This is a genomic window from Mesorhizobium sp. M0815 (genome assembly GCF_040319995.1).
Taxonomy (GTDB): domain Bacteria; phylum Pseudomonadota; class Alphaproteobacteria; order Rhizobiales; family Rhizobiaceae; genus Mesorhizobium.
In genome coordinates this window covers 35,199-61,327 of the sequence record NZ_JAMYOU010000022.1, presented here as the reverse complement: position 1 = coordinate 61,327, position 26,129 = coordinate 35,199, and the positions used below count along the sequence as shown (strand labels likewise).

Here is a 26,129-nt window from a genome sequence, read left to right as displayed (position 1 = left end):
CAGCTGATGGAGATCGAGTTAGCTGGACCGTTCAGAGCTATGTGTCGCCGTTATGCTTGAACGCTTCGGCATACGTGGCCGTCTGTTGCTCGCTTTTTTCGGCATCAGCACCTTCGCCGTACTCGCGACAGCGGCCGCTCTCTATGCCTTCCTCCAGGTAGGAGAGGTCGTCGACCGCATCACCAAGGATCGGGTACCGTTGGCGCTCGCGTCTCTCCAGCTGTCGCGCCAGGCAGAGCGGGTAGCCGCCTCTGCGCCCGCCGTACTTACTTCGACCAGCAAAGCTCAGCACGGCGAGGTTTCCGCCGCGGTCGGGGTCGAGATGACGCGCCTCGAGGAACTGCTTGCCGCACTCAAAGGTGCCACGCTTAGCACGGCGGTGGTGGCTGAGATCGAGGCTGCAGTTCTTGGTCTGCGGCGCAACCTCAACGCCCTCGACGACCTTGTTGTCGCCCGCCTCACAGTGGTGGCGCGCAAAGAAGAACTGTTACGCCGCTTGTCGGCTACGACAAATGCAAGCCAGCGTCTTGTGGCGCCCGGTATCCTCGTGATGAATTCCAAGCTCCAGCAATGGCAGGCGGTTACAGCCGACACGTCGCTCGCGCCGGATCGCGGTGCGGCGGCGGCGGCCGACCTGGTCCAGGCAATTGCGGCCTACATTCCGCAGCAGAAAGCGCAGCAGGAGATATCGGCGGTCAATGACGTGCTGGTCAAGACGACGGACGCGCCAACGCCAGACGATCTGACGTTGATCCTGTTTCCGCTGCGCCGGTCGCTCGCCGTTCTCGACACGGTTTCCACCGAGATCGACGAGAGGCTGCGAACCCGTTTCCAACAGCGGGTCGGCGAGTTCAAGGCATTGATCGACGGCGGGAACAGCATCCCGAAGGCGCGCAAGGACGAGCTAGCAGTGCTCGCAGAGGGCGAAAAGCTTCTGGCCGAAAACAATCGGCTGTCGCGCAGTCTCACCGCTGCCGTCGATCGCCTGGTCGCCGCGGCAGACCGCGAGATCACCGCGTCCGGTCTCGAAGCCGCGACGGTCCAGCGCTACGGTACCGGAGTTGTCCTTGGCTCCGCCTTTCTCACCCTCTTGAGTTCCGTTCTGGTTGTCTGGCTCTATGTCGACCGTAGCCTTCTCGCCCGTCTGGGAGAGGTGAGCCAAAGCATGTTCGCAATCGCCGGCGGCGATCTTCGTGCGCCGCTGCCTGCCGCGGGCCGCGACGAGATCGGCCGGATGGCCGAAGCGCTTAGGCTCTTCCGGGACACCGCAGTCGAGGTCGAGGAAAAGAACCTGCGCGATGTCGCTGAGGCGCGCCAACGGCTCATCGATGCGATCGAGAGTATCTCCGAGGGATTCGCGCTGTACGACGGGGAGGACCGGCTTGTCCTCAGCAATAGCCGCTACCGCGAACTGCTCTACAGCGACCTTGCGATCGAACTGATGCCCGGCACGACATTCGAGCACATTATTCGCCGATCCGCTGAGCGCGGCTACATCAAGGATGCCGAGGGGCGGCTCGAGGAATGGGTCGCCGAGCGGCTCTCCCGGCACCGCAACCCAGGCGAACCGTGGGTGCAGCGGCGAGGCGACGGGCGATGGATCATGATAAGCGAGCGGCGGATCACCGCCGGCGGCACGGTCGCGGTCTATTCGGACATCACTGAGCTGAAGCAACGAGAGGAGAACCTCGCAGAGAAATCCACGGCTCTCGAGGCGCTTTCCAACAAGCTGGCCAAATACCTGGCGCCGCAAGTGTACAGCTCGATATTCGCCGGCCGCCAAGACGTTAGAATCGCCAGCCAGCGGAAGAAACTGACAATATGCTTCTCCGATATCGCCGGCTTTACCGAGACCACTGACAAAATGGAATCCGAGGATCTCACCCAGCTCCTCAATCACTATCTGACGGAAATGTCGAAAATTGCTTCGGATCACGGCGCGACGATCGACAAATATGTCGGCGACGCGATCCTGATGTTTTTCGGCGACCCTGAGACGCGCGGCGTCAAGGAGGACGCGCTGGCGTGTGTGCAGATGGCTCTCACCATGCAAAAGCGGATGAGCGAACTTGCCGAAATCTGGCGTGACATTGGAATTGAGACACCGCTGCGCTGCCGCATCGGCATCCATACCGACTACTGCACTGTCGGTAACTTCGGCAGCGAGGACCGGATGGATTACACGATAATCGGCGGCGCCGTGAATCTCGCCTCGCGCCTGGAACAGGAGGCGCCACCGGGGACCGTCCTCATTTCCTACGAGACGTTTGCGCAAGTGAAGAACACGATCGACTGTGAGGAGATGGGGCATGTCCAGGTCAAGGGGATCGCCTATCCCGTCGCCACCTACCGCGTCATCGATCTGAAGGCCAATCTAGCCGGCGCTTGTCGCGCCGTTCGAACCGAGCTGCCGCACTTCAGGCTGGAACTTGAACTGGAGCTGATGTCCGCTGACGAGCGTGACGATGCCGCCACTGCGCTTCGAGACGCGCTGGATCGGCTTTCCCACAAGCCCGGGCAGTAGGGCTTGGTTCACAACGACCCTCCCATGGACGCAAGGAGTAGGATGTGGGACGCAGCTTATTGGCGCTGTCGATGCGAAGGCCACAGAACGGTCGCGGTCAGTCTTTGAACTCGGGCGGAACGTCCGCATCGGAGCCGAGACTTAACATTCACGGCATCACTGGCAAGGTCCGGATATGGCGCAAGTTGCCCGTTCCGGGGCGCCGCCTTAAACGGCAAAGTTTGACCCAGAGCGGCCGCTCGGCGTGACAGTGTCGAACGTCCGAAAGCATGATAGAGCAGTCATTGCCGATTTCGAACTCGCTGTGGACGGGTTCCGCAAGGCCGGTGTCGTGCAATGACAGGTGAGGCCATGTCAGGTCAGGCCTTGAACTGCAGACGGCTCTCAGGCAAGCCATATGACTGTCGAGGCGGAAGCCGTCGTCGAAATCCCAAAACGCATCAGCGTCAAGGAAAGCGGCCGGACCAGACGCCAGAGGCTCACCGATAGTCGCCGTCGCTTGCGGTTGCTCACCAGAAAATCAACCTGAAATAAGGCTTGAAGTGAGGCTCAGGTCGGCTTGATCTCTGCCCGGCCGATCTTGCGCCATCGGGCGTTTTCGCGAACCAGTTTCAGGTCGTCGGTCGTCTCGGCAAATGTCCGCAAACGGTATTGTCGGAGCAGGTCCGGGAAGAGCGCCCCTTCCGGCAGGCCGGCAAGCTGCTCCCGGACCGAGATCTTTTCATCGATGACCCGCATGCCCCAGGCATTTTCCCGAACCTGCAGCTCAGCGGCCAGATCGCGCTCTTCCGGCGCGTTTTCGTCTAGCACGGCCAGAAGGATCGAGTGGAAAAGCGCTACATAGCCAATCTGTCTCAGGCCGCCCACGACCCGCACGCGCGGCAATATGGCAAGGACGAGGAACGTCAGGAACAAGTTCGGCAGCAGCACGCCGTCCAGCAGCCCCTGCTTGAGATGCAGCCGCTCGAACGGGATTAAAAGACCATGCGGCCTGTCAGGCTCGATCAGGTGCCCGTTCTCGAGGACGAGCTTGCGCACGCGCTCCTCGCGGATGCCCCAGAAATAGTCCGTGGCATTGGGCAGGAATCTGCCAAACGGGCTCGATGCGGCCTCTTGCAAGGCATGTTCGAGACGCTGGCGTCTTGCGGGTTCAATGAGCAGCCTGGAAAGAAGGCTGCCGTCATGTTCTAGATGCCGTGCCATGGCAGCCGCGGCGAGCCGATCATCGATGAAAACCGGCAGGGCCATGCCGGCACGATCCCAATTGGCGACCAGATCCTCGTTGAGGGCTGTCAGCGCATCGGCGGCGGTTCCAAACACCTTGTCCTGGCTGGCAAGCAGTGTGCCCAGCCAGCGGCTGGCATCCGTTTCATCGCCCACCGCCTCAAGCGCGCGCTTGTTGAGGGAAACGGGACCGGCCACGCAGGCGCTTTTGCGGCACAGTTTGTGGCGCCCGATGCCAAACAGGTTGACCTTGTCGTCGCCGACATCGAGCCATCCCGGCCCCTCCCGGCCAATTGTCTCCATGGTCATCGTCGTTCCCATGAAGCCGAAGAAGGCCGACAGCCCGTTTTCGACCGCGCCGAGCCAGGCAAGCAGGAGGGCATCGAAGGTGATCCGGTCCATCAGAAGCAGGCAGTGCAGGCCGGACTGAATCACCGGTCTGTACTCGAACTCGTCGAGGGTCTTGCCGATCTCGTCAGGCTGCATCATCACACCAAGGCGCTGATGCAAGACTTCGCGCAGGATCGATCGGGCAGCGATCGCCGGGGCCGATGCAGGCCTTGCCACCGGCCGCCACAGATGGCGGGCGTAATCGGAAACCGGTGCATTCCAGTTCTGCTCGATGTCGCGCACGACCTCCGGGCAGAGCAGCGACAGCACAGCCAGAATTTCCGCCGGAGGCGTAGGCGTTGGGTCAAGGACGGCGGTCATTGGTCCCGTCTAGCCGCTTGCGGTGCAAACGCCAAGGGAGACCAGACTTGCTGGATGCGGCCGGCCCACACATAGATCGTCAACTCGATCAAGATGGTGTGAGCCGAAATGACCGTCTCCTACGGAGTTCTCCATAAGCAACCGCCTGTTCGCCGACTCGGCACGAATTGTTAGGTTGCTAAACAGTTAAGGCCAAACCAGCGGATCTTAAAACCGCAGGCGGGCCATGCTCAGGAGGTCGTGGTACTGCCCGTCGGTAAAGCCGGCCTTCACATGCCGGCCTTCGACCTCAAAGCCGTGGCTTTTGTAGAGACGGAGGGCGGGTTCGTTGTCGGCATAGACGGTCAATTCGACCCGCTTCAGGGCGCGCCAGTTGTCGGCTACGTCAAGCAGCGCGCCAAGTATGGCGGAGCCGATACCTTTGCCGACAAAGGCATCGTCAAGGCCGATATTGATCTCGCCGATATGCGAACGGCGCGGCGAACCCTGCACGACCAGGCTGCCATGGCCGACGACCTTGCCGTCCAGCTCGGCAACGATCCAGGTGGTTTCCTGGCCGGACTTGGCGATACGCCGCGCCACCTGCTCCACCATCTCGAAAGGCATCCTGAGCGTGCCCCAGCGGAAGCCCGGCATGTTGAAGATAGCGCAAAGCGCCTCCGCATCGCTTGGCCGTACGGACCGGAGCTGCGGCTGGATTTTCTCGGAGGGTGGCGAGGTCGTGCTGGTCATGGCGTTCCCGGCGAAGGCAATCGGCCCGGTACGATGCACCGGACGTTACCTGAAAATCCAGCCGTCTCTGCAACCTATGATGCCGATTGCGAGCTAAAATACCGGGAGGCGGCGTAGAGTTTGAAGACGCCGCTGATGCCGATCCAGCCGAAAAGGACGAGCCAGCACAATGTCCCGGTCGCCGTCCAGTCGATCCGGTGTACCGCAGCGTCGGTGATGGCGACGCCGAGGATGGCAAGCAGGCCAACCAGAAACTGCGCCAAGCCGAGTACCAGCAGTTCCTCGCGCGGCGCGCTTCTCCAGACCAGATATATACCGCCCGCACCGGCGAGGAAGATGGCGCTGTAGACCTGAGCGTGGAAGGCATCGATCGGCCATGGCCAGATGCCACTGAATGTCAGGGGAAACAGCAACAGGCCGACGCCATAGAGCCCAAGGATCGCGGATTCCGCCGGCATGTAGCCGCGCCATGCGGGATTTAAGGTCACGCCTTTTGCAGAAGGACGGGCCCTGGCCCGCCACAGGAACAGCCCGGATACCGCGACCGAAGCAAGATAGACCAAAAACCACAGCCAGGGCGCTTTGCGCTCGAAGTTGAAATAACCGAGATTGATGAACGAAGCCACCGACACGATGACGGTGAAGATGAAGGCCATGACGAGCACGAGCCTGCCGGGCGACCAGCGATTCCAGACCAGCAGCGCCGCCATCACGACCATTTCGGCGGTGTAGAAGCCACCGAGGAAGCGCGCATTGAACGGCGTGACGGCCCAAGGCCAGCCCGGTTTGACCAGAACAGGCACGAAAAACAGGCCGGCGCCTACGATCAGGACGATGATGACCACCGCAGAGAAAAGGCGCAGGGCCGCGGGAAATGGCGGGTTGTTGGATGTCGGCATGGGAGAAAATCCCAAAGATGAATGCTCCATGGACCATCATAGTGCTGCTTGCGGCCGGTGAAAATCCGCCGAATGGAAATTGGACGGTCACCAGGCTTATCCATTCGAATGGCCGTACGATCTGTTTCGAAGTAAGATGGAGCACTCGGACCAAAGACCGGTCCGGTCAACACGCCTCGGGGCGCATTTTCCGGAACCTGCACGATGAACGAAGCTCAGGATCTGTTCTCGCTTCTGCGACAATCGGCCGATGTCGATCCACAGGCGATCGACGCGATCAAGCGAACCATCGCGGAGGGCGAGGACCGCGAACTTTGCCGCATCAATGCGCCAGCCTTCGCCAGCAAGCATGGCCTCGACGAGGAGCGCGCCATAAGCGCCTTTCTCCATGCGGCGCGGGTGGGCATCTTCGACATTTCCTGGAATGTTCTGTGCCCCGGCTGTGGCGGCGTGCTCGACACCAACGCCACGCTGAAAACCCTGCAGAAGGACGAATACACCTGCGCGCTGTGCTCCGAGGGCTATTCGCCCACCCTCGACGAGATGGTCGAGGTGACATTCACCGTCAGTCCCCGCGTGCGCAGGATTGCCGCCCACAATCCACACGAATTGCCGGTGGCGGAATATTTCCGCCAGATCTACTGGGCGTCCGGCGTCGATCTGCCGGAAGAGGATTTCGCGGAAAAGATGGAAGCGTTCTCGCTGGAGGATATCGAGCTTGCGCCCGGTGAAAAGGCGGTTCTGCCCATACAGCTTCCGTCCGAATTCATCATCGTCTTCGAGCCGGTCACCCATTCAGCGCAGTTCATCGACGGGAAGGGCGAACCAACAAAGGAGCGCCGGAGCCTCTCTTTGGCCTTCGACCGCGACCATGTCCAGAACCAGACGCTGGAGATGCAACCCGGCCCGTTGCGCATTTCGCTGGAAAACAGGACCGACACCCGCGTGCTGCCGACGGTCTTCATAGCCGGCCAGGCATTGCATGATTTCCTGGGAAAACGCCGGCCCTTCCTGACCGCCAAGCGCCTGCTCACCAACCAGACATTCCGCGATCTCTATCGCACGGATACACTCGACATTAACCAGCGCCTGAAGATCACCAGCCTGACGTTCCTGTTCACCGACCTGCGCGGATCGACCGAGCTTTACGAGCGGGTGGGCGACCTTTCAGCCTTCGATCTCGTGCGCGTGCATTTCCAGGTTCTGCACGAGATCGTCGCAGCGGAGGCAGGCGCGGTGGTGAAGACGATCGGTGATGCGGTGATGGCGACCTTCGCGACGCCTGATCGTGCGATTGCTGCCGCCCTCAGGATGCGCGATGCCATGCGTACGCTCAACGACAAGAGCGGGCGCGAGGATCTGGTGCTCAAGATCGGAGTCCACGCCGGCCCCTGCATTGCTGTGTCTATGAACGACCGACAGGACTATTTCGGCCAGACGGTCAACATTGCTTCGCGGGTCCAGAACCTTGCCAACGCACAGGCGATCTTCGCCACTCGGGCGGTGGTCGACGACAATCTCACCGCCGATCTGTTGCACAGGAAGGCGCTGACGCCCGTGCCCCACGAGGTCTCGCTGCGCGGCATTGAGCGGGAGATAGCAGTATATACGATCCCCTGAAGGCTTGGCCCCTGAAGATTTGGATCGTCTCGGCCCCTCACACGCGCCTACAGATAAAATAACGATCGGCGGGCACCGAAGGCGGCGGCGGGAGGCGTTGCAACTGCGGATGATCTAACGGCATGCCGCTGACCGCGATGCCGCCGACGCGAAGCAGGCGCGCGGTCAGATCGGGAAGCCAGGTAAGGGTCACTGCATCGCGATCTTCATAGCCAGTGCCGATGTCGGCATGAACAAGAGCGGCGTCGATGCCAATGAACCTGCTCGCGGTCTCGCGTATTTCGCCGAGCACGAGATTTCCCGCTTCGGGAATTGAGCTGGCGTGTGCGGCAAGTGCGCGGTCGAACGCTACGATCCGGCGTCCGGGCAGGCGCTCGCGCAGATGGTGGAACGTCCGGCCATTGCCGAGGCCGAGCTCGAGCACAGGCCCCTCCATTTTCGCCACCTCGGCGCAGACATGATCGAGTATGTCGCGCTGTGCGGTCATCCTCCGGATGAAACTGTCGAGGCGACTCATGTGCGATTGTATGTCCTGAACCAGTCCACGAAATCAACTGCCCCCGACCAGAGCGTTTCGCGGCTGAAACCCGACGCCGACGTGTTAAACCCAGATCGAGTCTTGCCGAGGCGAACGATGAACATTGCAACAAGCGAACAGGCCGCTGACAAGGACCATACCGGGTCGAGTCGGCGGCACGGCGCGCGGCGGAATAGCGATCTCACTTGTAGGGGTCTGCGGCGTCCCGCAAGCCGTCGCCGAGGAAGTTGAACGCCAAGATGACGAGAATGACGGGGAGCATCGGCAAAAGCAGCCATGGATAGAACGCGATGACGCTGACGCTGCGCGCCTCGGTGAGCAGGATGCCCCAGCTGGTTATCGGCGCCCTCAGGCCGAGCCCGAGGAAGCTCAGCGCCGTCTCGCCCAGGATCATGCCGGGTATGGAGATCGTCGCCGTCGCGATCAGATGCGACATGAAGCCGGGAATGAGATGCCGCCCGATGATGCGGCTGCTTCTGGCGCCCATCAATTGCGCGGCCAGAACGTAATCCTCCTCGCGCAAGGCTAGAAGCTTTGAACGCACGGCCCGCGCCAGTCCGGTCCAGTCGAGCAGCCCGAGGATGACGGTGATGCCGAAATAGATCAGGATCGGACTCCAGGTTATCGGCATGATCGCCGCCAGTGCCAGCCATAGCGGAATGCTGGGGATCGATTGCAGAACTTCGATTATCCGTTGAACGATCAGGTCGAAGATACCGCCGTGATAGCCGGCCAGTCCGCCGATGACAATGCCGAGCAGGAAGCTGAAACTGATGCCGACGAGGCCGATTGTCAGTGAAATGCGTGCACCATAGATGATGCGCGAGAGCACATCGCGCCCCAGCCTGTCAGTGCCCGCCAGAAAGAGCTGGCCGTTTTCGGCAGGACAGACAAAATGCCTGTCACCTTCGATCAGGCCCCAGAACCGGTAACTGTCGCCCTTGCAGAAGAAACGGATCCGCTGAACATCATCCTGTTTCTCGATGTAGTTCCGCTTGAGCGTGTCCATATCCAGCGTCATCTGACGGCCATAGACGAACGGCCCGACGAGCTGGCCGTTGTGGAACAGGTGCACCCGCTGCGGCGGTGAATAGATGTAGTCCATGTTGCGCGTGTGCAGATTGTAGGGCGCCAGGAACTCGCAGATCAGTATCCCGAAATAAAGCGCCGCCAGGAATATGCCGGATATGACGGCAAGCCGGTGCTTCCGGAATTTCCACCACATCAGCCGCAACTGCGACGCCTGAAAGACCTTCGACTGCTCCGGCGTCATCACCTCGACCGACTGCAGGTCAAAGGGCGCGATGGAAACGTAGTGTTGCAGTGGGGCACCCGGAGCGGGCAGCGGCGATTGCGTGTTCATTTGGTGCTGCCGCCTTGCAAACGAATTCGCGGATCAAGTAGCGCCAGCGCCAGGTCGGAAATCAGGACGCCGATGACCGTCAGGAAGGCGAGGAACATCAGGAACGACCCTGCCAGATACATGTCCTGGCTTTGGAGCGCCTTGATCAGCATCGGCCCGGTCGTTTCCAAAGACAGCACGATCGCCGTGATTTCGGCGCCGGAGATGATGGCCGGCAGGATAGAGCCGATGTCTGAAATGAAGAAATTGAGCGCCATGCGCAGCGGATATTTGACCAGCGCCCTGAAGGGATGAAGGCCTTTGGCGCGCGCGGTCACGACATATTGCTTATGTAGCTCATCGAGCAGATTGGCGCGCAGCCGCCGGATCATACTTGCCGTGCCCCCGGTGCCGATGATCAAGACCGGGATCCAGAGATGGGCGAGGATCGACTTCGCCTTGGCCCAGCTCATCGGCTCGCCGAGATATTGCTGGTCCATGAGATGGCCGATGGACGTCCCGAACCAGATGTTGGCGAAATACATCAGGATCAGCGCCAGCATGAAGTTCGGAATGGCTAGGCCGAGAAGGCCGAACAAAGTCAGGCCGTAGTCGCCCCAGCTGTATTGATGCGTGGCGGAGTACATGCCGATCGGAAAGGCTATGAGCCAGGTAAAGATGATCGTGACGAAGGAAACCAGCACGGTCAGCCACATTCGGTCCCCGACGACGTCGCGAACCGGCAGCTCATATTCGAAGGAATAGCCGAAATCGCCGTGCAGCATCCCGCCGACCCAGTAGAAGTAGCGAATGACCGGTGGCTGGTCGAAACCATATTCCTTGCGCATCATCTCGATGCGATCGGAATCCACCGCTTCGCCCTGAGCCCGAAGCTCGGCAACATAGCTGTCGAAATAGTCGCCTGGTGGAAGTTCGATGATCGTGAACACCAGTGCCGATATGACCAGCAGCGTTGGAACCATCACGGCGATGCGCCAGACAAAATATCGAAGCACGCTCAGGACTCTCCAAGCCAGAATGTATCCGGCATGTAGACACCGAAATAGGCGGTCGGGTCGTAGCCGTAGAGCGCCTTGTCAGGCAGATTGCGCAGCCGCGAGGACGCCAGAATCGGCTGATGCGTTCCGTTCACCGTGCCGATCGAAAACACCTGATCGGTATAGATCGACAGCATTGAATTCCAGATTTCGGCGCGCTCCGTGGCTTCGGTCGATGCGTTCCAGCGCTTGAGTAAAGCCATCAACTCGACCACAGGCGGAAGATCGGGCGCTTCACCGACCTTGCCATGAGACAAGTAGTGAGCACCCCAGAGCGGCCATTGCAGCTGGTCGTCGACGGTGGGGGCCAGTTGGTACGGGTTCATGTCGGCGGTCGGTACGCCATTGTCGATGCCCGACCACATCGACATCACGATCTGGCCACCAAGCGCGCGGCTGCGGAAGATGTCGCGCTGCGAAGTCCGGATGAACAGGGCGATGCCGATCTTGCGCCAGTGATCGGTGATGAGCTCGAGCGCGTCGGTTTCCAGCGTGCTTTCGCCGGCCGTTTCCACTACGAGCTGCGCCGGGCGTCCGTCGGGAAGTATCCGCAGGCCGTCATCGTCACGCGCCTGAAGCCCGACCTCGTCGAGCAGGGCATTGGCCTGGTCGGGATCATGGGCGACCCAGGCTTTCGCGAATTCCGGCCGGTAGAGCGGGCTCTCCGGCAGGACCGTATCGGCACTTTCCTGCGCCAATCCGTAGAACACAGCCAAATTGATCTCGCGCCTGTCCACAGCGAGCGAAAGTGCGCGGCGCACTCGCACGTCACGAAAAAGGCCACGCCACACCTGGTCGGCACAATTCAGATTGGGCAGCAGCGCCAGCCGCGAACCCTGTGTGCGTTTCCAGAGATGCATCTTCACAGGGTAGCGCTTCTCCGCGTCTTTCAGGAAGGAGTAATCGCTGAAGTCAATTCCCATACATTGCAGGTCGCTCTCGCCCGCACCGGTCTTGGCGGAGATGATCGCCGACGAGCTGACATTCATGACGATCCGGTCAACATAGGGCAGTTGCCGGCCATTCTCGTCTATTCGATGAAAGAACGGGTTGCGCTCGAAGACGAATTGCTCGGCCGGCGGCTTGGTCCGGTTCTGCCAGGGATCGAGCGTCGGCAGTTCCGGGTTCTCCGGGCGATACTGCCGCGACATGCGGATATGCAGGAGCGTCCATTTCTGGGCCCGGTTCTCCTTCATTAGGCCGGCGAGCCGGAATGGATCCTGGTATTTCTTGTGGAACTGCTTGAGATAGCCGGCTGGCAGAACAAGCGATATCGGCGAAGCAGCGGCGAGCTTGGGCAGGAAGTCGGGATTGGGCGCATCCCAACTATAGCGGACCGTCGACGGATCGACGATCTCGAAGCGTGGCGGCTTGCCATCCGCCAGCAGGGCCGGGGCGAGCCCGCCTTGCGAAAGCTCATCGTTCAGCCAGACATCTTCCCAGCAATAGCGAAAATCCTCCGGCGTCAGCAGGCTACCGTCAGACCATTTATGTCCTTCCCGTATCTTGAAAGTGAAGACACGATCATCCGCTACATCGAAACTTTCGAGAATGTCGGCTTGCAAGTTAAGCTTTTCGTCATAGCCGACCAGGCGAGCGTACCCGTAGATCGTCATCATCCGGATATCTTTCTGGCTGCCGATGATCGTGCGCAGCGTGCCGCCATACTGGCCGGGCTGCCGACCCATCGCAGCGAGATTCAATGCGCGCGGGCGCTTGGGCAGGCGTTCGGCGAGTGCCGGCAGCGCCCTGGCCTTCAGCTGCGGCTGAAGAAATTCCGGCTCCAGATCGCCGGCGCGCAACGTGCCCGGCAGAAATGCCGAAGCCATGAGCCCAAGGACGGTGCGCCGGCTGATCAATGGCGTAGCTCGCTGACATCGGCCGAACGTCGGGCCAGCACGAGGTGGCCGCCGCCAAGATCGAGCGGCAACAGCATATCCTCGTCGCCCTCGTCGCGGAATTGCGGTCCCCATGCGCTGGTGTCGGAAGCGCCGCTGAGCTTCAGCGTCTTGAAATCCATCGGCCTGTCGAGATCGGGGAAAGGTACTGCGGCGACCAGTGAGCGCGTGTAGGGGTGGATAGGTTTCCTAAGCAGAATTTCGCGCGGCGCGAGCTCGACGATACGCCCGCCGCACATCACCGCGATGCGGTCTGCCATGTAGTCCACCACCGCCAGGTTGTGGGATATGAACAGGTAGGTCAGGCCCAGTTCCTTCTGCAGGTCCTTCAGAAGGTTCAGAATCTGCGCCTGGACAGAGACATCGAGTGCCGAAACCGGCTCGTCGCAGATCAGGAGTTCAGGTCCCAGCGCCAACGCGCGCGCGATGCCGATACGCTGACGCTGCCCGCCGGAGAAACTGTGCGGATAACGCTTTATGAAGCGCGGATCGAGCCCGATTGCCTGCATCAGGCTCTTGACCGTGGCGAGTCGGGACGCGGCATTGCCACGTTGATGGATTTCCAGCGGCTCGCTCAAGATGTTCTCCACCGTCATGCGAGGTGAAAGCGACGAAACCGGGTCCTGAAAGACCATCTGGATTTTCGCGCGCAACAGGCGCAGCGCGTCTCCCTCGGCTTCCAAGACGTCGATCGGACCATCGCGGCCGTTAAAGATCACAGAGCCGCCGCTAGGGGTGACAGCCCGCATGAGGATCTTGCTGACGGTAGTTTTGCCGGAGCCGCTTTCGCCGACAAGACCCAGGCACTCACCCCGCCTGATATCGAAGCTCACGCCGTCCACGGCGCGAACAGGGGTTTGATGATCTCCGCCGAACCATCCGGACTTGCGGATCGTGAAGGTCTTTGTCAAATCCCTGACCGACAGCAGGATGTCGTCCGGCCCCTTCGATGCCAGCGCCGTCTGCTTGCCGAGCAGGTTCCCGACATTCACCGGCACCTCGCGGAGCGCCTTTAGCCTTTCGCCAGGCTTCAGGTCGAAATGCGGAACGGCTGCCATCAGGCCCTTCAGGTAAGGGTGACCTGGCCGGCGGAATATCGCCTCCACAGGTCCCGCTTCCATGATCTCGCCATGGTACATGACCACCACCTCGTCGGCGACATTGGCGACCACGCCAAGGTCGTGCGTGATCAGCAGCATCGCCATGTTCAGCTTCGTCTGAAGCTCGCGCAGCAATTGCAGGATTTGCGCCTGGATGGTGACGTCCAACGCCGTCGTCGGCTCGTCGGCGATCAACAGGGCGGGCCGGCAGATAAGCGCCATGGCGATCATTGCGCGTTGACGCAATCCTCCCGAAAGTTCAAAGGGATACATGTCATAGGCGCGCTTGGGGTTGGGAAAGCCGACAAGGCCGAGCATTTCCTTCGCCAGCGCCTTGCGCTCCACCCGAGCCATGGGCGTATGAATCTGCAGGGATTCGCTGACCTGATTGCCAATCGTGTGCAGCGGCGACAGCGATGTCATCGGCTCCTGAAATATCTTGCCGATGCGGCTGCCTCTCAACGCCCGGATTTCGGGTCCGTCACGCGGCATTTGCAGGATATCCTGCGTCGTGCCGGGCTTTTCAGGATCAGAAAACAGGATACGGCCGCGAACATGGGCTGTGTTCGGCAAAATGCCCATCACTGCCTGGCTGAGAACCGATTTTCCGGAACCGGACTCGCCCACAAGCGCGGTAACCTTGCCGGGCAGGACGCGAAGATTTGCACGCCTGACGGCATGCAACGGTCCCCCTATAATGGCAAAAGAGATGCCAACATCCTCGATCCGCAGCAGATCAACGCTCGAATTCATTCTCACACCAGCCCCACTCTGGCGGCCTGCCGGTCGGCAGGCCCAGAAAGCGAGACTAGCGCATTGCCAGCCTAGAGCAACTTGGATTCGAAACGGTCGCCAGTTCCCCGGCGGAACCGGCGACCGGACTGCATACCAAAGGCGTTCGGATCAGATCGTGACGGTTACTGGAGCTTCCTCGGGTCGCCCGCCGACAACCGCGCGGCATCGCGATGAAGCAGCATGACCTGCTCGGCGTCCGATATTCGGTCGTAAATCGGCTCCAGCGCACCGTCTTCATCGAGTGCAAGAGCACCCGACAAATCGGGTGAAAGCACCGTCAGCTTCTGCTTGATGCCCGCCAGTTCCTCCTTGCCGAGCGTCAGCCAGTTGTTGGCGCTGCAATAGCCGGCGAAATCTTCGCTGGCGAGAACGCTGTGCGAATATTTCTTGGTCAGGGTCTGAAGGCGCTGGACCTCGTTTACAGCCGAGCCGAAGACAGAGAATGTGAGCCGGTCGGAAAGCCCGACATTGCCGAACATCACATTGCCGACATGCAGGCCGATGCCGAATTTAATGTCGCCCAACCGCTGCTCCTTTCTGCGCAGATTGAGATCCATCATGCGCGCGGTGGCCTTGTGCGCTGCCGCAAGGGCAGCCCGGCAGGCGATCTCGGACTGCGCACGGTGCCTTTCGCAAGGGTAGACAGCAATGAAGCCATCCCCCAGGAAACTCATGATCTGCCCGCCTCTGCGATTGAAAGGTGCAGCAATGGCATCGAAAAACTGGTTCAGCGTATCGATATAGATTTCGCGGCCGGAGGTTTCGGCAAGCCTTGTCGACCCGCGCATATCGGCCATGACCAGTGCAGCCCGGATTGTGTCGCCCTCGCCGCGCTTGATCTGGCCGTCCAGCACCCGCCTGCCGGCGTCGCCGCCGAGATAAGTGGTCATCATGTTGTCGGCGAGCTTGGTGAGCACCGCCATCTTGGTTGCGATAGCGAGATGGTTCTGGATCCGCAGCAGCGCCGAAATCATGTTGTCACTGAAGCCTGCAGCACTGTCGGTGGACCAAGACCCGATCATGCCCTGACTGGTGTTGCCGCTGAAGGGATGGACGAAAGCCATGTAATCGGTGACGCCCATAAGCTTGAGGTCATCGAAAACAGGAAATTCAGACGGCACCGACGGGTCGAGCCGGCGCCGCAGATGGTCGAGTTTGTGGCTGAGCAGATGGTAGTATGGGCTGGTCAGGAATCTGTCGGAAGGAACGCCGTCGTCATGACGGAAGCCTTCTACTTCCAAGCCCTGGCCGCGGAGCCAGGTGAAGCCAAGCGCGTCATAAAGCGGATGAAGCATCGAAAAGCTCAAATGCACCCGCCTCAACGGCAGGCCGGCAGCAGCCAGCCGTTCACAAAAGCCCTTTACCAATGTTTCCAGGTCGTCGCCCGCCAGCGCCGATTGGGTCAGCCAATCAGCAACCTTATCCATGAGAATGGCAGAAATTTCTGCTTGCGCTGTGCTCATGCTATCTCGAAATCTCCTTGATCCGCCACAAATTCGCCGGCTCGGACGCCGTCAGGCCTTCACCACCGTCTCTCGGGTTAGCCCGAGGCGGCCAAAAACATTGCGTGTGTCGACGATCAGAAGAGCGTGATCCGCGATCGCCTGATAGTCAATCGCGTCGTGGTCGGTTGCAACGACGACAGCATCGAAATCCTTCAAGGCCGCCTCGGTCAATTCGACCGAGCAACGCCCCTTGATCGCCATATGCTCCCGTGTGGTCGGGATCTCCGTAACATGCGGATCGTGGAATTCCGCCTTGCCGCCCCATTCCTCGATGAGTTCAATGAGCCGCAATGAGGGGCTTTCGCGGATGTCGGGCACATTCTTCTTATAGGCGAGCCCGATGATGAGAATGCGCGAGCGGCTGAGCGCCTTGCCGCAGCGCCGGTCCAGCGCCTTCGCCAGTTCATCGACCACATGACGCGGCATAGCCGTGTTGATCTCTGCCGCCAGCTCGATGAAGCGGGTCGGCAGTTCATATTCGCGCGCCTTCCACGTCAGGTAGAAGGGATCGATCGGAACGCAGTGGCCGCCAAGTCCGGGGCCGGGATAGAAAGGCATGTAGCCGAAGGGCTTGCTCTTTGCCGCCTCGATCACCTCCCAGATGTCTATGCCCATCGCACCGAGCACGACCTTCAACTCGTTGACCAGGGCTATGTTGACCGAGCGGAAGATGTTTTCCGTCAGCTTGACCGCCTCGGCGGTCGCCGTGGTGGAAACCGGAACAACGGTCTTGACCACGCCCTGGTAGAAAGCCTGAACGAGTGTCGCCGCTTCAATGCCGTCGCCTGCCACGATCTTGGGGATCGTCGCGACTTCAAAGCTTCGGTTGCCGGGATCCTCGCGTTCGGGCGAGAAGCCGAGGAAGAAATCTATCTTCGACCGCAAGCCGGTTTCTTCCAGTATGGGCTTGATCACGTCGTCGGTGGTGCCGGGATAGGTGGTCGATTCCAGCACGATCAGCTGGCCGAGACGCAGATGCTTCGCGATGGTGCCTGCCGTGTTCCTGACAAAGGAGAGGTCCGGCTCACGGTTTTTCGTCAGCGGTGTCGGAACGCAGATGATGATGACATCGCAGACGGCCAGTTCAGCAAAATCCGCAGTGGCGCGGAACCGTCCGCTCGCCACCTGGCCGGCAAGGGCTGTCGAGGTCACCGCCTCGATATAGGATTGGCCGTTGTTCAGGCTCTCGACCTTCTGGGCTTCGACGTCGAAGCCGGAAACCGGGAAGCCGGCGCGTGCGATCGCAACCGCCAGCGGCAGCCCGACATACCCCAGTCCGATCACGCCGACTTGCGCGGCGCGCGTCGAAATCCGGTTCAGAAGACGGTCATATGTCGATCGTGAGGCGCCCAAAAATCTGCTTTCCCTTAATTCGGACAGACCGTCCGCTTCCATGGCGAGGCTCACTTGGTCCCAAGAACCCCGAGGCATATTGCGGAAAATCGATGTCCGCAAGCTGTCAGACCGGCACCTTCGCCTTCAGGCTTGCTGCAGCCATCGCATAGCCGCCGGCGGCGCCATCGATGAAATGAACGTGATCGCGCTGCAGCGGCGAGGCGACGAGGCATGTCATCAAGGCCGATTTCTGGCGGTGCAGGCCATAGTTGCAGATGCCCGCCTCTTCCGCCTGTTTCAGCCGGTTCTCGATCCGTTGCAGCACATCCGCGTCAACGTCGATGGTCATCTTCAAGCCGTCGTCGAACTTCCGGAAATCCGAATTGCTGGCCACGTCGCGTTTGTAGATCTTCGGATCGAATTTGCCGATCGTCCAGCCATATCTATCGGTAACAGCCGTAAGCGTCATCAGGAACACTATCCACAGCTTCGACAGCCATCGCCGTCCTGCCGGCGCCGTGGCGCGCGCCTCGATATCGAGGCCGGCGGGCAGCAAACTGTAGTCCGGTCCGTTCACCGGCACCGGGTGGCCATCGCGTTCCTGCCTGCCGGCAAGGGCGATGATGTCGGAAACCAGAAACTGAAAATCGCGCACGTCGCGCGACGCCCCCGGTATGGCTATGATCGAGACGATTTCGCCATGCCGGGCTTCGATCGGGTTCCAGCGGCACGAGAGGCCGGTCAGATCCGGCCGCGCGCCGGCCGGCGCAGGATCGATGCGGTAGCGCCCCGCTTTCATCTCGGCTTCCGCCCAACTGCCGCCACCGCCGGCGAACATGGCATAGAAGACCGCTTCGGAGGCCTGGAACCTCGCCACGCGAACGTCGAGGCCTTGCGCTCTGATATCCTTTATCGGCACGATTGCGGCACGCAAGGTCAGGTCGAGTTCGTCCGCCACCCATCTCTGGACAGCCGCCAGCGCGTTGCGGGTGATCTCCAGCGCCGAGCCGGGAAATGCCACGAGCGCGCCGTCGCCGCCGAAGACAAAGGGAAGATCTTGCCGACCCAGCGCATTGAGCAGCGCCGAAATGACGCTGGCACCGGCCATATTGACGGTTTTATAGCGCCCAGCCCCGATCGCCTTGGTCGAGCCGACGATGTCGGCGGTGGCCAGCGCCCAGCCATCGGGGAGAGGCCGATAGTTATCGATATCGGCAACGCTTTCGAACTTTGCGAAGACCGGCAGGGAAGCGACAAACGGATCGGACGCGGCAGCTGTTTCCATGAGCATCAGATAGCACATTCCACTGCTTGAAGGTGAAGTCGATCATGCTTCGAAATTGACTTGCGCAGGCTTTCCGATGATAGGGTCCGGCGATGCGAATTGCCTTCTACGCGCCGCTGAAGTCGCCCAATCATCCCGTTGCCTCCGGCGACCGCCAGATGGCACGGATGCTGGTCAAGGCGCTGGAGCATGGAGGGCATAGCGTCGAACTAGCATCCGAATTACGCTTCTATCTACGCGAACCGGATTCGAAAAGTTTCGACGCGCTCAAGATCGAGGCCCGGGAGGAAGCCGCGCGGCTGGCAAGGCTTTGGGATCGTGACGGCAAGCCCGATCTGTGGTTCACCTATCATCCCTATTACAAGGCGCCCGACCTGATCGGGCCCGAGCTGGCGTTGGCCTTTGGTGTCCCCTATGTGACAGCGGAAGCCTCCTATTCGAGGCGGCGCAACACCGGCTTGTGGGCCGATATACAAGCGTTGGTGGCGCGAGCCGTCGAACAGGCAGCGCTGAACATCTGCTTCACGCAAAGGGATCGTCAGGGACTGGCAGATGCGATTCCCGACGCCGCTTTCGGCATGCTTTCGCCCTTCATCGACACATCGGTATTCCGGGAAACGCCGGCACGGAGTTGTCCGACGCGCCTCGTTACCGTCGCCATGATGCGCCCGGGCGACAAAGTCGAAAGCTATCGCATGCTGGCGCAAGCGCTCGGTCCGATCGGCCACCTGCCCTGGACCATGTTGGTCGTCGGGGATGGGCCTGCCCGTGACGAGGTCAAAGCGCAATTCGCCGGCTTGCCCGCCGCCCGTATCGAATGGCTTGGCGCGATTGAGCCAGCCGCCGTGCCGGATGTCCTCTACAGTGGGGGAATTTACGTCTGGCCGGGTTGCGGCGAGGCCTATGGCATTGCCTATCTTGAAGCACAGGCCGCCGGCCTTCCGGTGGTGGCTCAGGACATCGCCGGCGTGCCGGAGGTCGTGCGGGATGGCCAGACCGGGTTTCTCACCCCGCCGGGCGATGTTGCGGCGTTCGCTTCTGCCATTGAAAGGCTTCTGGCCCGTAACGACGAAAGAACCATCATGGCCGCGGAAGCCAGACGTTTCATCCTCGAAGAACGTTCCCTCGGTGCTGCAGTGGCGCGGCTGGCCGAACTCCTTGCGAAGATCCCGGTTTCATGACACCCGATCAGATCTGGCAGCCCTTGGTGGAAGAACTGGCGTGCCGGCAACGGGCAGACCGCAAGGCAGAGTTCTGGCTGCGCGACGATGACGCCGTGGGTCCGACGCCTGCGCTTGATCGGCTGCTCGACCTCACCGGTGAATTCGCGGTTCCGGTGACTCTGGCCGTCATTCCGGCCCTGACTGATGAGAAGCTTGCCGTCCGGCTTGACGAGGCGCCGCATGCCACGGTCGCCATCCATGGCTGGGCGCACCGAAATCATGCGCCCGAGGACCAGAAAAAGCAGGAGCTCGGCGCGCATCGGCCACGCGAGGCGGTGCTCAATGATCTGGCTCGCGGGCTGTCGCACGTAACCGGCCTGCACGGCGCACGTACCGTTCCGATGCTGGTGCCACCCTGGAACAGGATTGACGCCGGCTTGGTATCCGACCTTGGATCGATAGGATTTGCGGCATTGTCGGTCTATGGGCCGCCGAGGCGCGCTTCACTGGCGGTCATCAACAGCAATGTCGACATCATGGATTGGCATGGCACGCGCGGCTGCCGCGATCACGGCCTATTGGTTCAGGCTATCATCGCGCAATTGCAGCATGCATTCGATGGCGGCGAACCGGTCGGTCTGCTCACCCACCATCTCGTACACGATGAATCGGCCTGGCTTTTCCTCGAACGGCTGTTCGCCGTCACCGCACGGACTGAAGCCTGCGCATGGCTTCCGATCAGGACATTGATCGGGCGCAGCGCCGGTAGAGCAATTCCAGGAAAAGTGTGAACGATTTTCCGTCTGGAATTGCGTCAAAACAAAGAGATAGAGCGCTTCGCCGTTTTTGTGAAACGGTGAAGCGCTCTAGAGGAAAATAGCTCAGCGCTTTTTGCGCAATGAGACTGGAAGTTTGAGCGTCTGGCCATCCCGCGCGGCAAAAGCGCCGGTAAACCTGTCCTTGGCCAGTTTCTCGATCTTGTCCAGTTCCTTGTCGGTGCGTGTCGGATCGTGGTGAAACAGCGCAAGCCCCCGCGCACCGGCCGCCTCACAGAGCTTGACGCCCTGTTGCCATGTCGAGTGCCCGTAACCGCGGCGGCGTTCCATTTCCTCCTCGGTGTAGGTGCAATCGTAAATGACGAGGTCGGCATCTTCGATCAGGCCGAGCACCGTCTGATCGAGTTTGTCCGGCTCGTGCTCAGTGTCTGTGATCACCGCCACGACGCGGCCGCCCCATTCGACCCGGTAGCCTATGCAGCCGCCCGGATGGATAAGACTGCCGGTTCGGACCACCACCCCTTCGCGCGGGCGAAGCACGTCTCCGGATACGAAATCGCGATAGTCGAGGCTTGCCTTGCTGATCTCCAGTTTCACCGGAAACCACGGCGGCCGCATGAACTCATCGACCATCTGCCGGGTCGTCATGTGTCCTGCAAGATGCCCGGACCAAAGCGTAACCTTGGCGCCCCGGTCATAGATCGGCGCAAAAGACGGCAGCCCGATGATGTGATCGTAATGGCAATGGGTGAAAAGCAGGTCGAAATCGGTCACGCCCAACGCCTGAAGCGCCGCGCCGGCAGGCCGTAGGCCAGAGCCTGCGTCGAACAGAAGCGTATGCTTACCGCATCGCATCTCGACGCAGATTGAGTTGCCGCCATAGCGAGAGAATTCTGGCCCTGATACCGAAATGCTGCCGCGGACACCCCAAAACCTGACCAGGAAAACGTTGTCGTCCATGCTACCCCTTCGCCCATCATATCCAAACAACTGCTGCTAGGCGAGACAGGCTTTCTCCGGGTGATCTTCTCAGCGAGAGGACAGTGCCGTCACGACGGCGAGGATCGAGCGCACGTCCTTCGTTATTTGGCGCTTCGTGCGTCGATCAGATCCGCGGTCGTATGGCTTAGGCGATCGGCAAGAACCCGCAATATCTCGATGGTCATTTCCGGGAACTCCCTCATAAGCCTCAGGAAATGATCCTTGCGGATTCTCAGGACTTCCAGCGGACTTGCCGCTCTGACGGTGGCAGTGCGGGAGCTGTTGCACAATATGGCGATCTCGCCAACGATCGAATTTGGCTCCAGTTCGGCAACTTTTATCGGTCCGCTGTCGGAATCGACAAGAATATCCGCCCTGCCTGAAAGGATGACATAGGCGGCGTCTCCCTCGTCGCCCTGCCGGAAAAGGATCTGGCCGGCGCTGTAGCTCACACGATCGGATGTGAACGCAAGCAGCTTGAGCTTTGTCGGCTCGATGGCAGAGAACAAGGGAACGCGTTGCAGCATTCCAACTTCATCCTTGAGCAGCATTGTCGCAAACCTTCCAAAATTCGCGTTTGCCAGACTAGAGCAACGGACGCCCAGATGGAATCAATTCTCTTTTCGAGACGGCGAGACAAACCACGCGAAAGGTGGCGAGCCCGATGTCGTGCACCGGCAGAATGATCCCATCTGAATGTCCGTTGCTCTATGACAACAGTTCCTTGAAGATACCGTTCCCTGCCAAAAGTGTCTCGTGTGTTCCGTCTTCCGCCAATTGACCCGAGTCGAAGACGATAACGCGATCGAACATCATCGCCATTGCCGGATTCGTCACGACCCACACAATTGCCGGCGAATGGCCGTCGCGCCTGGCTTCCTCGAGCACGTTTCGCAGCACCTTATCCTGCATGCGCTGGTCGAGCGCCGAAAGTGGCCGGTTGAGAATGAGAAAATCGGGACGCTTGAGCAGGGCCCGGGCAACATCGAGCTTCTGTCGCTGTCCACCGGTCAGCCGCCTGCCGCCGGAGCCGACGTTGAAGTCCAGGCCGACATCCAGAAGTTCGGCATAAAGCCCCAGTTCGTCAAGAATGTCATAGACGATGGAGCGTATGCGGTCCGGTGCGTCGGGATGGTTGTTGCCCACACGCCCGAACAGGACGTTATCCATGACGGTGGCCGCGGCAATGTATTTGGCAGGGTCATACCGTTCGACCGCATTTTGCAGTTCGGGCGGCAGGTTTTCATAGAACCGGCTGCGTGCAGCGACGATCTTGCTCATCAGCTCGTCGCTCAGCAGGCCGAAGCGATGCCGGGGCTCGATGTAGGCAAAGCTCAAGGTGACGATCATGGCGCGATCGTTCTCTGAAACCGCCTCGTGAGGACGGTTCTTGAGCCGTTGTAGCAAGGTTTCGTAGGCGGGTATCTCCTCGGCGCTCATGAAGGCGAGCTGCTGGAAGAACTGGTGATCGGGCGGCAGGTCGGCAAACAGCTCGATCGCCTGTTTGGCGATCTCCAAGCCCATTTCGTAGAGCGTGCGGTCGAGGCCGGCTTGCCTCAGCACAGAAGCAAAATAGGGATTGGCCGCCAGGGCCCTGTCGGCCAGTTCGGGGCCGGCGGCAGCGCCGAAGAGCAGGTTTTGGCCGATCGTTGCTTCCTTGTTGTAGGCGCCCGGTTCGAAAGGAACCACCAGTCCGCTCAGCCCCTCTTGTTCCAGCCGGGTTCGCAGCGCCGCACGCAGTTCAACGATCCGCCTGGCAAGCTCCGTGTGACGCGTGAGGTCGGCCGAAGAGCGCAAGCCGAGATCCAGAATGTCGCGCGACAGAACAACCGCGTCGAGCACCCGGCGCACGGCTTCAAAGAGGTCGTGCGGGCCGGTAGCCCCGGCGGAAGCATAGTTGATCCAGTCGCTGTGGATATCGAGATCCGGATTGCCCGACCGGCGCGCCTCGTGGATATTCCAGCGGTGCTGGTCTGCCGCGGCACCGTCATAAGGCACCGATGTCAGCGGCGCATGCTTCAACCCGTAGAGCAGGTTGTCGCGGAGGCTTGCCTGGAACAGGAAAACATCCGACGAGGCATAGGACATGCGCCGGCCGGTCACTGCCTCGGGAAGTTCAAGCAGGTCGTCGGTGCCCGAAGCGACCCTTCCGCTGTCCGGCCAGTTCAGCCGCGCGAAGGCTTCTGCAAGCGCCTCCGCTCCACCTGTTGCGGTACTGACCAGCGCCACCGTCTCACCCGGCTTGACCTGGAGGGAGATACGGTTGAGGAGCATTGCACCGCCATCGTCTGCTATAGACAGATTGATCGCCGATAGGGGATTGGTCATCGGATCAGGATCGTCGATCGTCAATGCCCCGATTTTCGGCGCGATGAGACCCTCGACGGTGAACTGTTCAACGACCTGTTGATATTTGACCTGGACATCCTGCCGATCCTGATCCCAGTCGATCAGTTCCTTCATCGGTCCGGGCAGGTCCTTGTAGGCGCCGATCACGGCCACGAGCTGGCCGACGTCCAGCCTCCCCTGGATGACCAGATACCCGCCGATCATATAGAACAGAAAGGGCGTGAGCTGCGCGAGAAAATTGTTGAGGAACTTCACCATGAATTTCCATTGGTAAAGATCGAAGCGGATCTTGAAGATGAGCCCGAGCCGGGCAGCTATGTCGGCGCGCTCGTAGTTTGATGTATCGTGGACGTGAACCGCGCCGATGCCGTCGACGATTTCGCCAACCCGGCCCGAAAGCGCGCGCGCCGTCAACTGCCGTTGGCGCCCGAGCACGATCAGCCGCCGCCGCATTCGCGGGATGAGTACGATCTGGATCACCACGATCACGACCGCTATCATTCCGAGCCAGACGTTCTGGATCATGATGAACAGCATGGCCGTCAGCGCCTGGCCGCCGAGCAGTACCGGCTGCAGGAAGGCGTCGCCGATGAAGCCGCCCAGCGGCTCTACCTCGTCCTTCACCATGGTCGCCACTTCGGCGGATTTCACCCGCTTGAAGTAGACCGGCGGAAAACGCAGCACACGGTCCACCAGATCGAAGCGGATACGTCGCAGCATGCGTTCGCCGAGGCGGCCCTTGTAGGTGTTGATGTAGAATTTGAACAGGCCGTTGATGACGACTAGCAAGAGGAACACAAGGCTCAGGGCAAACAGGGTCTCCTTGCGGTCGAGCTGAAAACCGGAGAAGAACTGGACCTCTCCAATGAACGGCAGGTTATAGTGTAGCCTCATGAATGGCTGGGTCGCGCCCGGTTGCTCGAAGCCCCTACCTTGGATCGGGCCGTTGACGATCAGCTTCGGTAGGTCGAAGGACATGAAATACGGGACCATCGAAAGCACGACGATCATCAATATCCAGAGCTGCTGCTTCTTGGTGTGCGTCCAGATATAGCGGGCTAGGCTGGGTTCCATATGCGACTGCGGACCCTTCAGTTGAAAGGATGCAGGATGTAAACGCACCTGCTGGCGAATGGCGTATCGGCAATTTCTTCGTCGCCAACGACAAAGTCGAAGCTGCAGTGCACGGACATTGTCCTGCGCTCAACGATGCAAGGAACCTGCGAGGCGGCGCGATCCAGTTCCGGCGCATGGTCGATGACAACGACATGGGCATTGTTGATCAGCGAAGAAGGCAGCTGGCCAGACGGTTCGCGGCTTCCGCAGGGCGTTGGCGAATAGCCGAGCAGCACGAGGCCGCAGCTGGGCGGCTGGTGCTGGCGGATGGACGCCGATGATCCGGACAGATGCAACAGGCTCTCTCCGGCACCGGGCAATAGCCAAGCGGCTTGCAGCATAATCACGTCCGCGGAATCAAACAGTCTTGCGGGAGGCAAGATTGCGTTGTGTCGCCCGAAATCCCAACATACAAGACAAATATGATGGATGTCACGCAACCACGCAATGCCGGTATGGACTGGCACGAGCAAGCCTTGGACCTCACGCGGGGAATTGCTGCTTATGTCAACTGCCCTCTCGTGGCAGGGCTGGCGCGCGTCGTCACCAAGCATCCGAAGGCCGATATCGCCAACGCCTTCAACCACAAGCAGGTCGCCTGCAAGATGTGGGCGCTCGACAGGCTGTTCGAAAGCTGCGGCGGCCGGTTCGGGCGCATATGGGTTCTGGGTGGATGGTACGGCGTATTGCCGGCAATGCTTTTCAACGACGCCCGCTTCGACATCGCGGCGGTCGATAGCATCGACATCGATCCCGAAGTCGCGCCGGTCGCCCGGACCCTCAACCGGGAAGCCGGCGACCGGTTCCGGGCGCTAACGGCAGATATGTACGCACTCGACTATGCGGCCGTCCGGCCCGACCTGATAGTCAATACGAGCTGCGAACACATAGCCGATCTGCGCGCCTGGCTTGCTCTGCTTCCGCGGGGCACGAATGTACTGCTGCAATCGAACGATTATTTCAGCGAGCCGACGCACATCAACTGCGTGGCTTCACTTGCAACCTTCGAAGCAATGGCGGCGCTACGGGAGGTGCGGTTCTCCGGCGAACTGCCGACAAAAAATTATACGCGCTTCATGCTGATTGGAACTGTTTAATGTATTTCGCCCAAAAGTGCGTAGCGGTTTTCGGACAACGACATGCATAAAACAGGACTTGAAGCGCGTCGCACGAAACTC

At 60.5% G+C, this 26,129-nt stretch carries 20 protein-coding genes; 5 read left to right on the top strand and 15 right to left on the bottom strand.

All coding sequences use genetic code 11. The features are described 5' to 3' along the window. Window positions 1-52: 52 nt before the first annotated feature. A complete protein-coding gene (locus tag NKI01_RS22530; protein WP_352964632.1) occupies window positions 53-2,524 on the top strand; it encodes an adenylate/guanylate cyclase domain-containing protein in 2,472 nt (823 codons plus the stop codon). 549 nt (window positions 2,525-3,073) lie between these two features. Here NKI01_RS22530 and NKI01_RS22525 read toward each other — a convergent pair. The 3 genes from NKI01_RS22525 to NKI01_RS22515 all read right to left on the bottom strand — a co-directional run bounded on the left by NKI01_RS22525 (window position 3,074) and on the right by NKI01_RS22515 (window position 6,090). Continuing rightward, a complete protein-coding gene (locus tag NKI01_RS22525; RefSeq protein WP_352482325.1) occupies window positions 3,074-4,459 on the bottom strand; it encodes a hypothetical protein in 1,386 nt (461 codons plus the stop codon). Between the two features lie 207 nt (window positions 4,460-4,666). Then, the gene (locus tag NKI01_RS22520) at window positions 4,667-5,191 is read right to left on the bottom strand and encodes a GNAT family N-acetyltransferase (protein ID WP_023716519.1); all 525 of its coding nucleotides are present in this window, start codon (window positions 5,189-5,191) and stop codon (window positions 4,667-4,669) included. 74 nt (window positions 5,192-5,265) lie between these two features. After that, entirely contained in the window at window positions 5,266-6,090 is an 825-nt protein-coding gene (locus tag NKI01_RS22515) for a hypothetical protein (RefSeq protein ID WP_352482324.1), read from the bottom strand. A gap of 204 nt (window positions 6,091-6,294) precedes the next feature. Between NKI01_RS22515 and NKI01_RS22510 the strand changes: the two genes are divergently transcribed. Beyond that, complete coding sequence (locus NKI01_RS22510) at window positions 6,295-7,710, top strand: adenylate/guanylate cyclase domain-containing protein (protein ID WP_352482323.1); 1,416 nt, start codon at window positions 6,295-6,297, stop codon at window positions 7,708-7,710. Between the two features lie 37 nt (window positions 7,711-7,747). Here the strand turns inward: NKI01_RS22510 and NKI01_RS22505 are convergent, their stop codons facing one another. From NKI01_RS22505 to NKI01_RS22470, 8 genes are all read right to left on the bottom strand, one after another. Further along, the gene (locus NKI01_RS22505) at window positions 7,748-8,227 is read right to left on the bottom strand and encodes a class I SAM-dependent methyltransferase (protein ID WP_352482322.1); all 480 of its coding nucleotides are present in this window, start codon (window positions 8,225-8,227) and stop codon (window positions 7,748-7,750) included. Window positions 8,228-8,429: 202 nt separating this feature from the next. Further along, entirely contained in the window at window positions 8,430-9,611 is a 1,182-nt protein-coding gene (locus NKI01_RS22500) for an ABC transporter permease (protein WP_352482321.1), read from the bottom strand. Beyond that, entirely contained in the window at window positions 9,608-10,606 is a 999-nt protein-coding gene (locus NKI01_RS22495; RefSeq protein WP_023716523.1) for an ABC transporter permease, read from the bottom strand. The genes NKI01_RS22500 and NKI01_RS22495 overlap by 4 nt, the downstream gene beginning before the upstream one ends. 2 nt (window positions 10,607-10,608) lie before the next feature. Beyond that, window positions 10,609-12,507, bottom strand: coding sequence for an ABC transporter substrate-binding protein (locus tag NKI01_RS22490; protein WP_352964630.1), 1,899 nt, complete (start codon window positions 12,505-12,507; stop codon window positions 10,609-10,611). After that, the gene (locus NKI01_RS22485) at window positions 12,504-14,399 is read right to left on the bottom strand and encodes an ABC transporter ATP-binding protein (RefSeq protein ID WP_352547383.1); all 1,896 of its coding nucleotides are present in this window, start codon (window positions 14,397-14,399) and stop codon (window positions 12,504-12,506) included. Before NKI01_RS22485 ends, NKI01_RS22490 begins: the two co-directional genes overlap by 4 nt. 164 nt (window positions 14,400-14,563) lie before the next feature. Beyond that, window positions 14,564-15,904 (bottom strand): adenylate/guanylate cyclase domain-containing protein, encoded by a 1,341-nt coding sequence (locus NKI01_RS22480; RefSeq protein WP_023716526.1) that lies wholly within the window; start codon window positions 15,902-15,904, stop codon window positions 14,564-14,566. Window positions 15,905-15,955: 51 nt separating this feature from the next. Beyond that, a complete protein-coding gene (locus NKI01_RS22475) occupies window positions 15,956-17,299 on the bottom strand; it encodes a nucleotide sugar dehydrogenase (protein WP_352964628.1) in 1,344 nt (447 codons plus the stop codon). 106 nt (window positions 17,300-17,405) lie between these two features. Further along, window positions 17,406-18,566 (bottom strand): DUF3095 domain-containing protein, encoded by a 1,161-nt coding sequence (locus tag NKI01_RS22470; protein WP_352791329.1) that lies wholly within the window; start codon window positions 18,564-18,566, stop codon window positions 17,406-17,408. Between the two features lie 92 nt (window positions 18,567-18,658). Between NKI01_RS22470 and NKI01_RS22465 the strand changes: the two genes are divergently transcribed. Continuing rightward, window positions 18,659-19,747: a glycosyltransferase family 4 protein gene (locus tag NKI01_RS22465; protein ID WP_023716529.1), complete on the top strand. Its 1,089-nt coding sequence runs from the start codon at window positions 18,659-18,661 to the stop codon at window positions 19,745-19,747. Beyond that, a complete protein-coding gene (locus NKI01_RS22460; protein WP_352482316.1) occupies window positions 19,744-20,520 on the top strand; it encodes a polysaccharide deacetylase family protein in 777 nt (258 codons plus the stop codon). Before NKI01_RS22465 ends, NKI01_RS22460 begins: the two co-directional genes overlap by 4 nt. 90 nt (window positions 20,521-20,610) lie before the next feature. Here NKI01_RS22460 and NKI01_RS22455 read toward each other — a convergent pair whose 3' ends face one another. The 4 genes from NKI01_RS22455 to NKI01_RS22440 all read right to left on the bottom strand — a co-directional run bounded on the left by NKI01_RS22455 (window position 20,611) and on the right by NKI01_RS22440 (window position 25,391). Then, window positions 20,611-21,465: an MBL fold metallo-hydrolase gene (locus NKI01_RS22455; protein WP_352715985.1), complete on the bottom strand. Its 855-nt coding sequence runs from the start codon at window positions 21,463-21,465 to the stop codon at window positions 20,611-20,613. 122 nt (window positions 21,466-21,587) lie between these two features. Continuing rightward, a complete protein-coding gene (locus NKI01_RS22450; protein WP_254023581.1) occupies window positions 21,588-22,037 on the bottom strand; it encodes a cyclic nucleotide-binding domain-containing protein in 450 nt (149 codons plus the stop codon). Between the two features lie 157 nt (window positions 22,038-22,194). Then, on the bottom strand, window positions 22,195-24,909 hold the full coding sequence (locus NKI01_RS22445) for an ABC transporter transmembrane domain-containing protein (RefSeq protein ID WP_352638886.1): 2,715 nt from the start codon (window positions 24,907-24,909) through the stop codon (window positions 22,195-22,197). A 17-nt stretch (window positions 24,910-24,926) separates the two neighbouring features. Then, the gene (locus tag NKI01_RS22440; RefSeq protein ID WP_352482312.1) at window positions 24,927-25,391 is read right to left on the bottom strand and encodes a hypothetical protein; all 465 of its coding nucleotides are present in this window, start codon (window positions 25,389-25,391) and stop codon (window positions 24,927-24,929) included. On the opposite strand from NKI01_RS22440, the gene NKI01_RS22435 reads away from it, so the two are divergent. Then, window positions 25,377-26,048, top strand: a complete 672-nt coding sequence (locus NKI01_RS22435; RefSeq protein WP_031193291.1) for a class I SAM-dependent methyltransferase — start codon at window positions 25,377-25,379, stop codon at window positions 26,046-26,048. The two genes, NKI01_RS22440 and NKI01_RS22435, sit on opposite strands and share 15 nt — an antisense overlap. Window positions 26,049-26,129 lie beyond the last annotated feature (81 nt).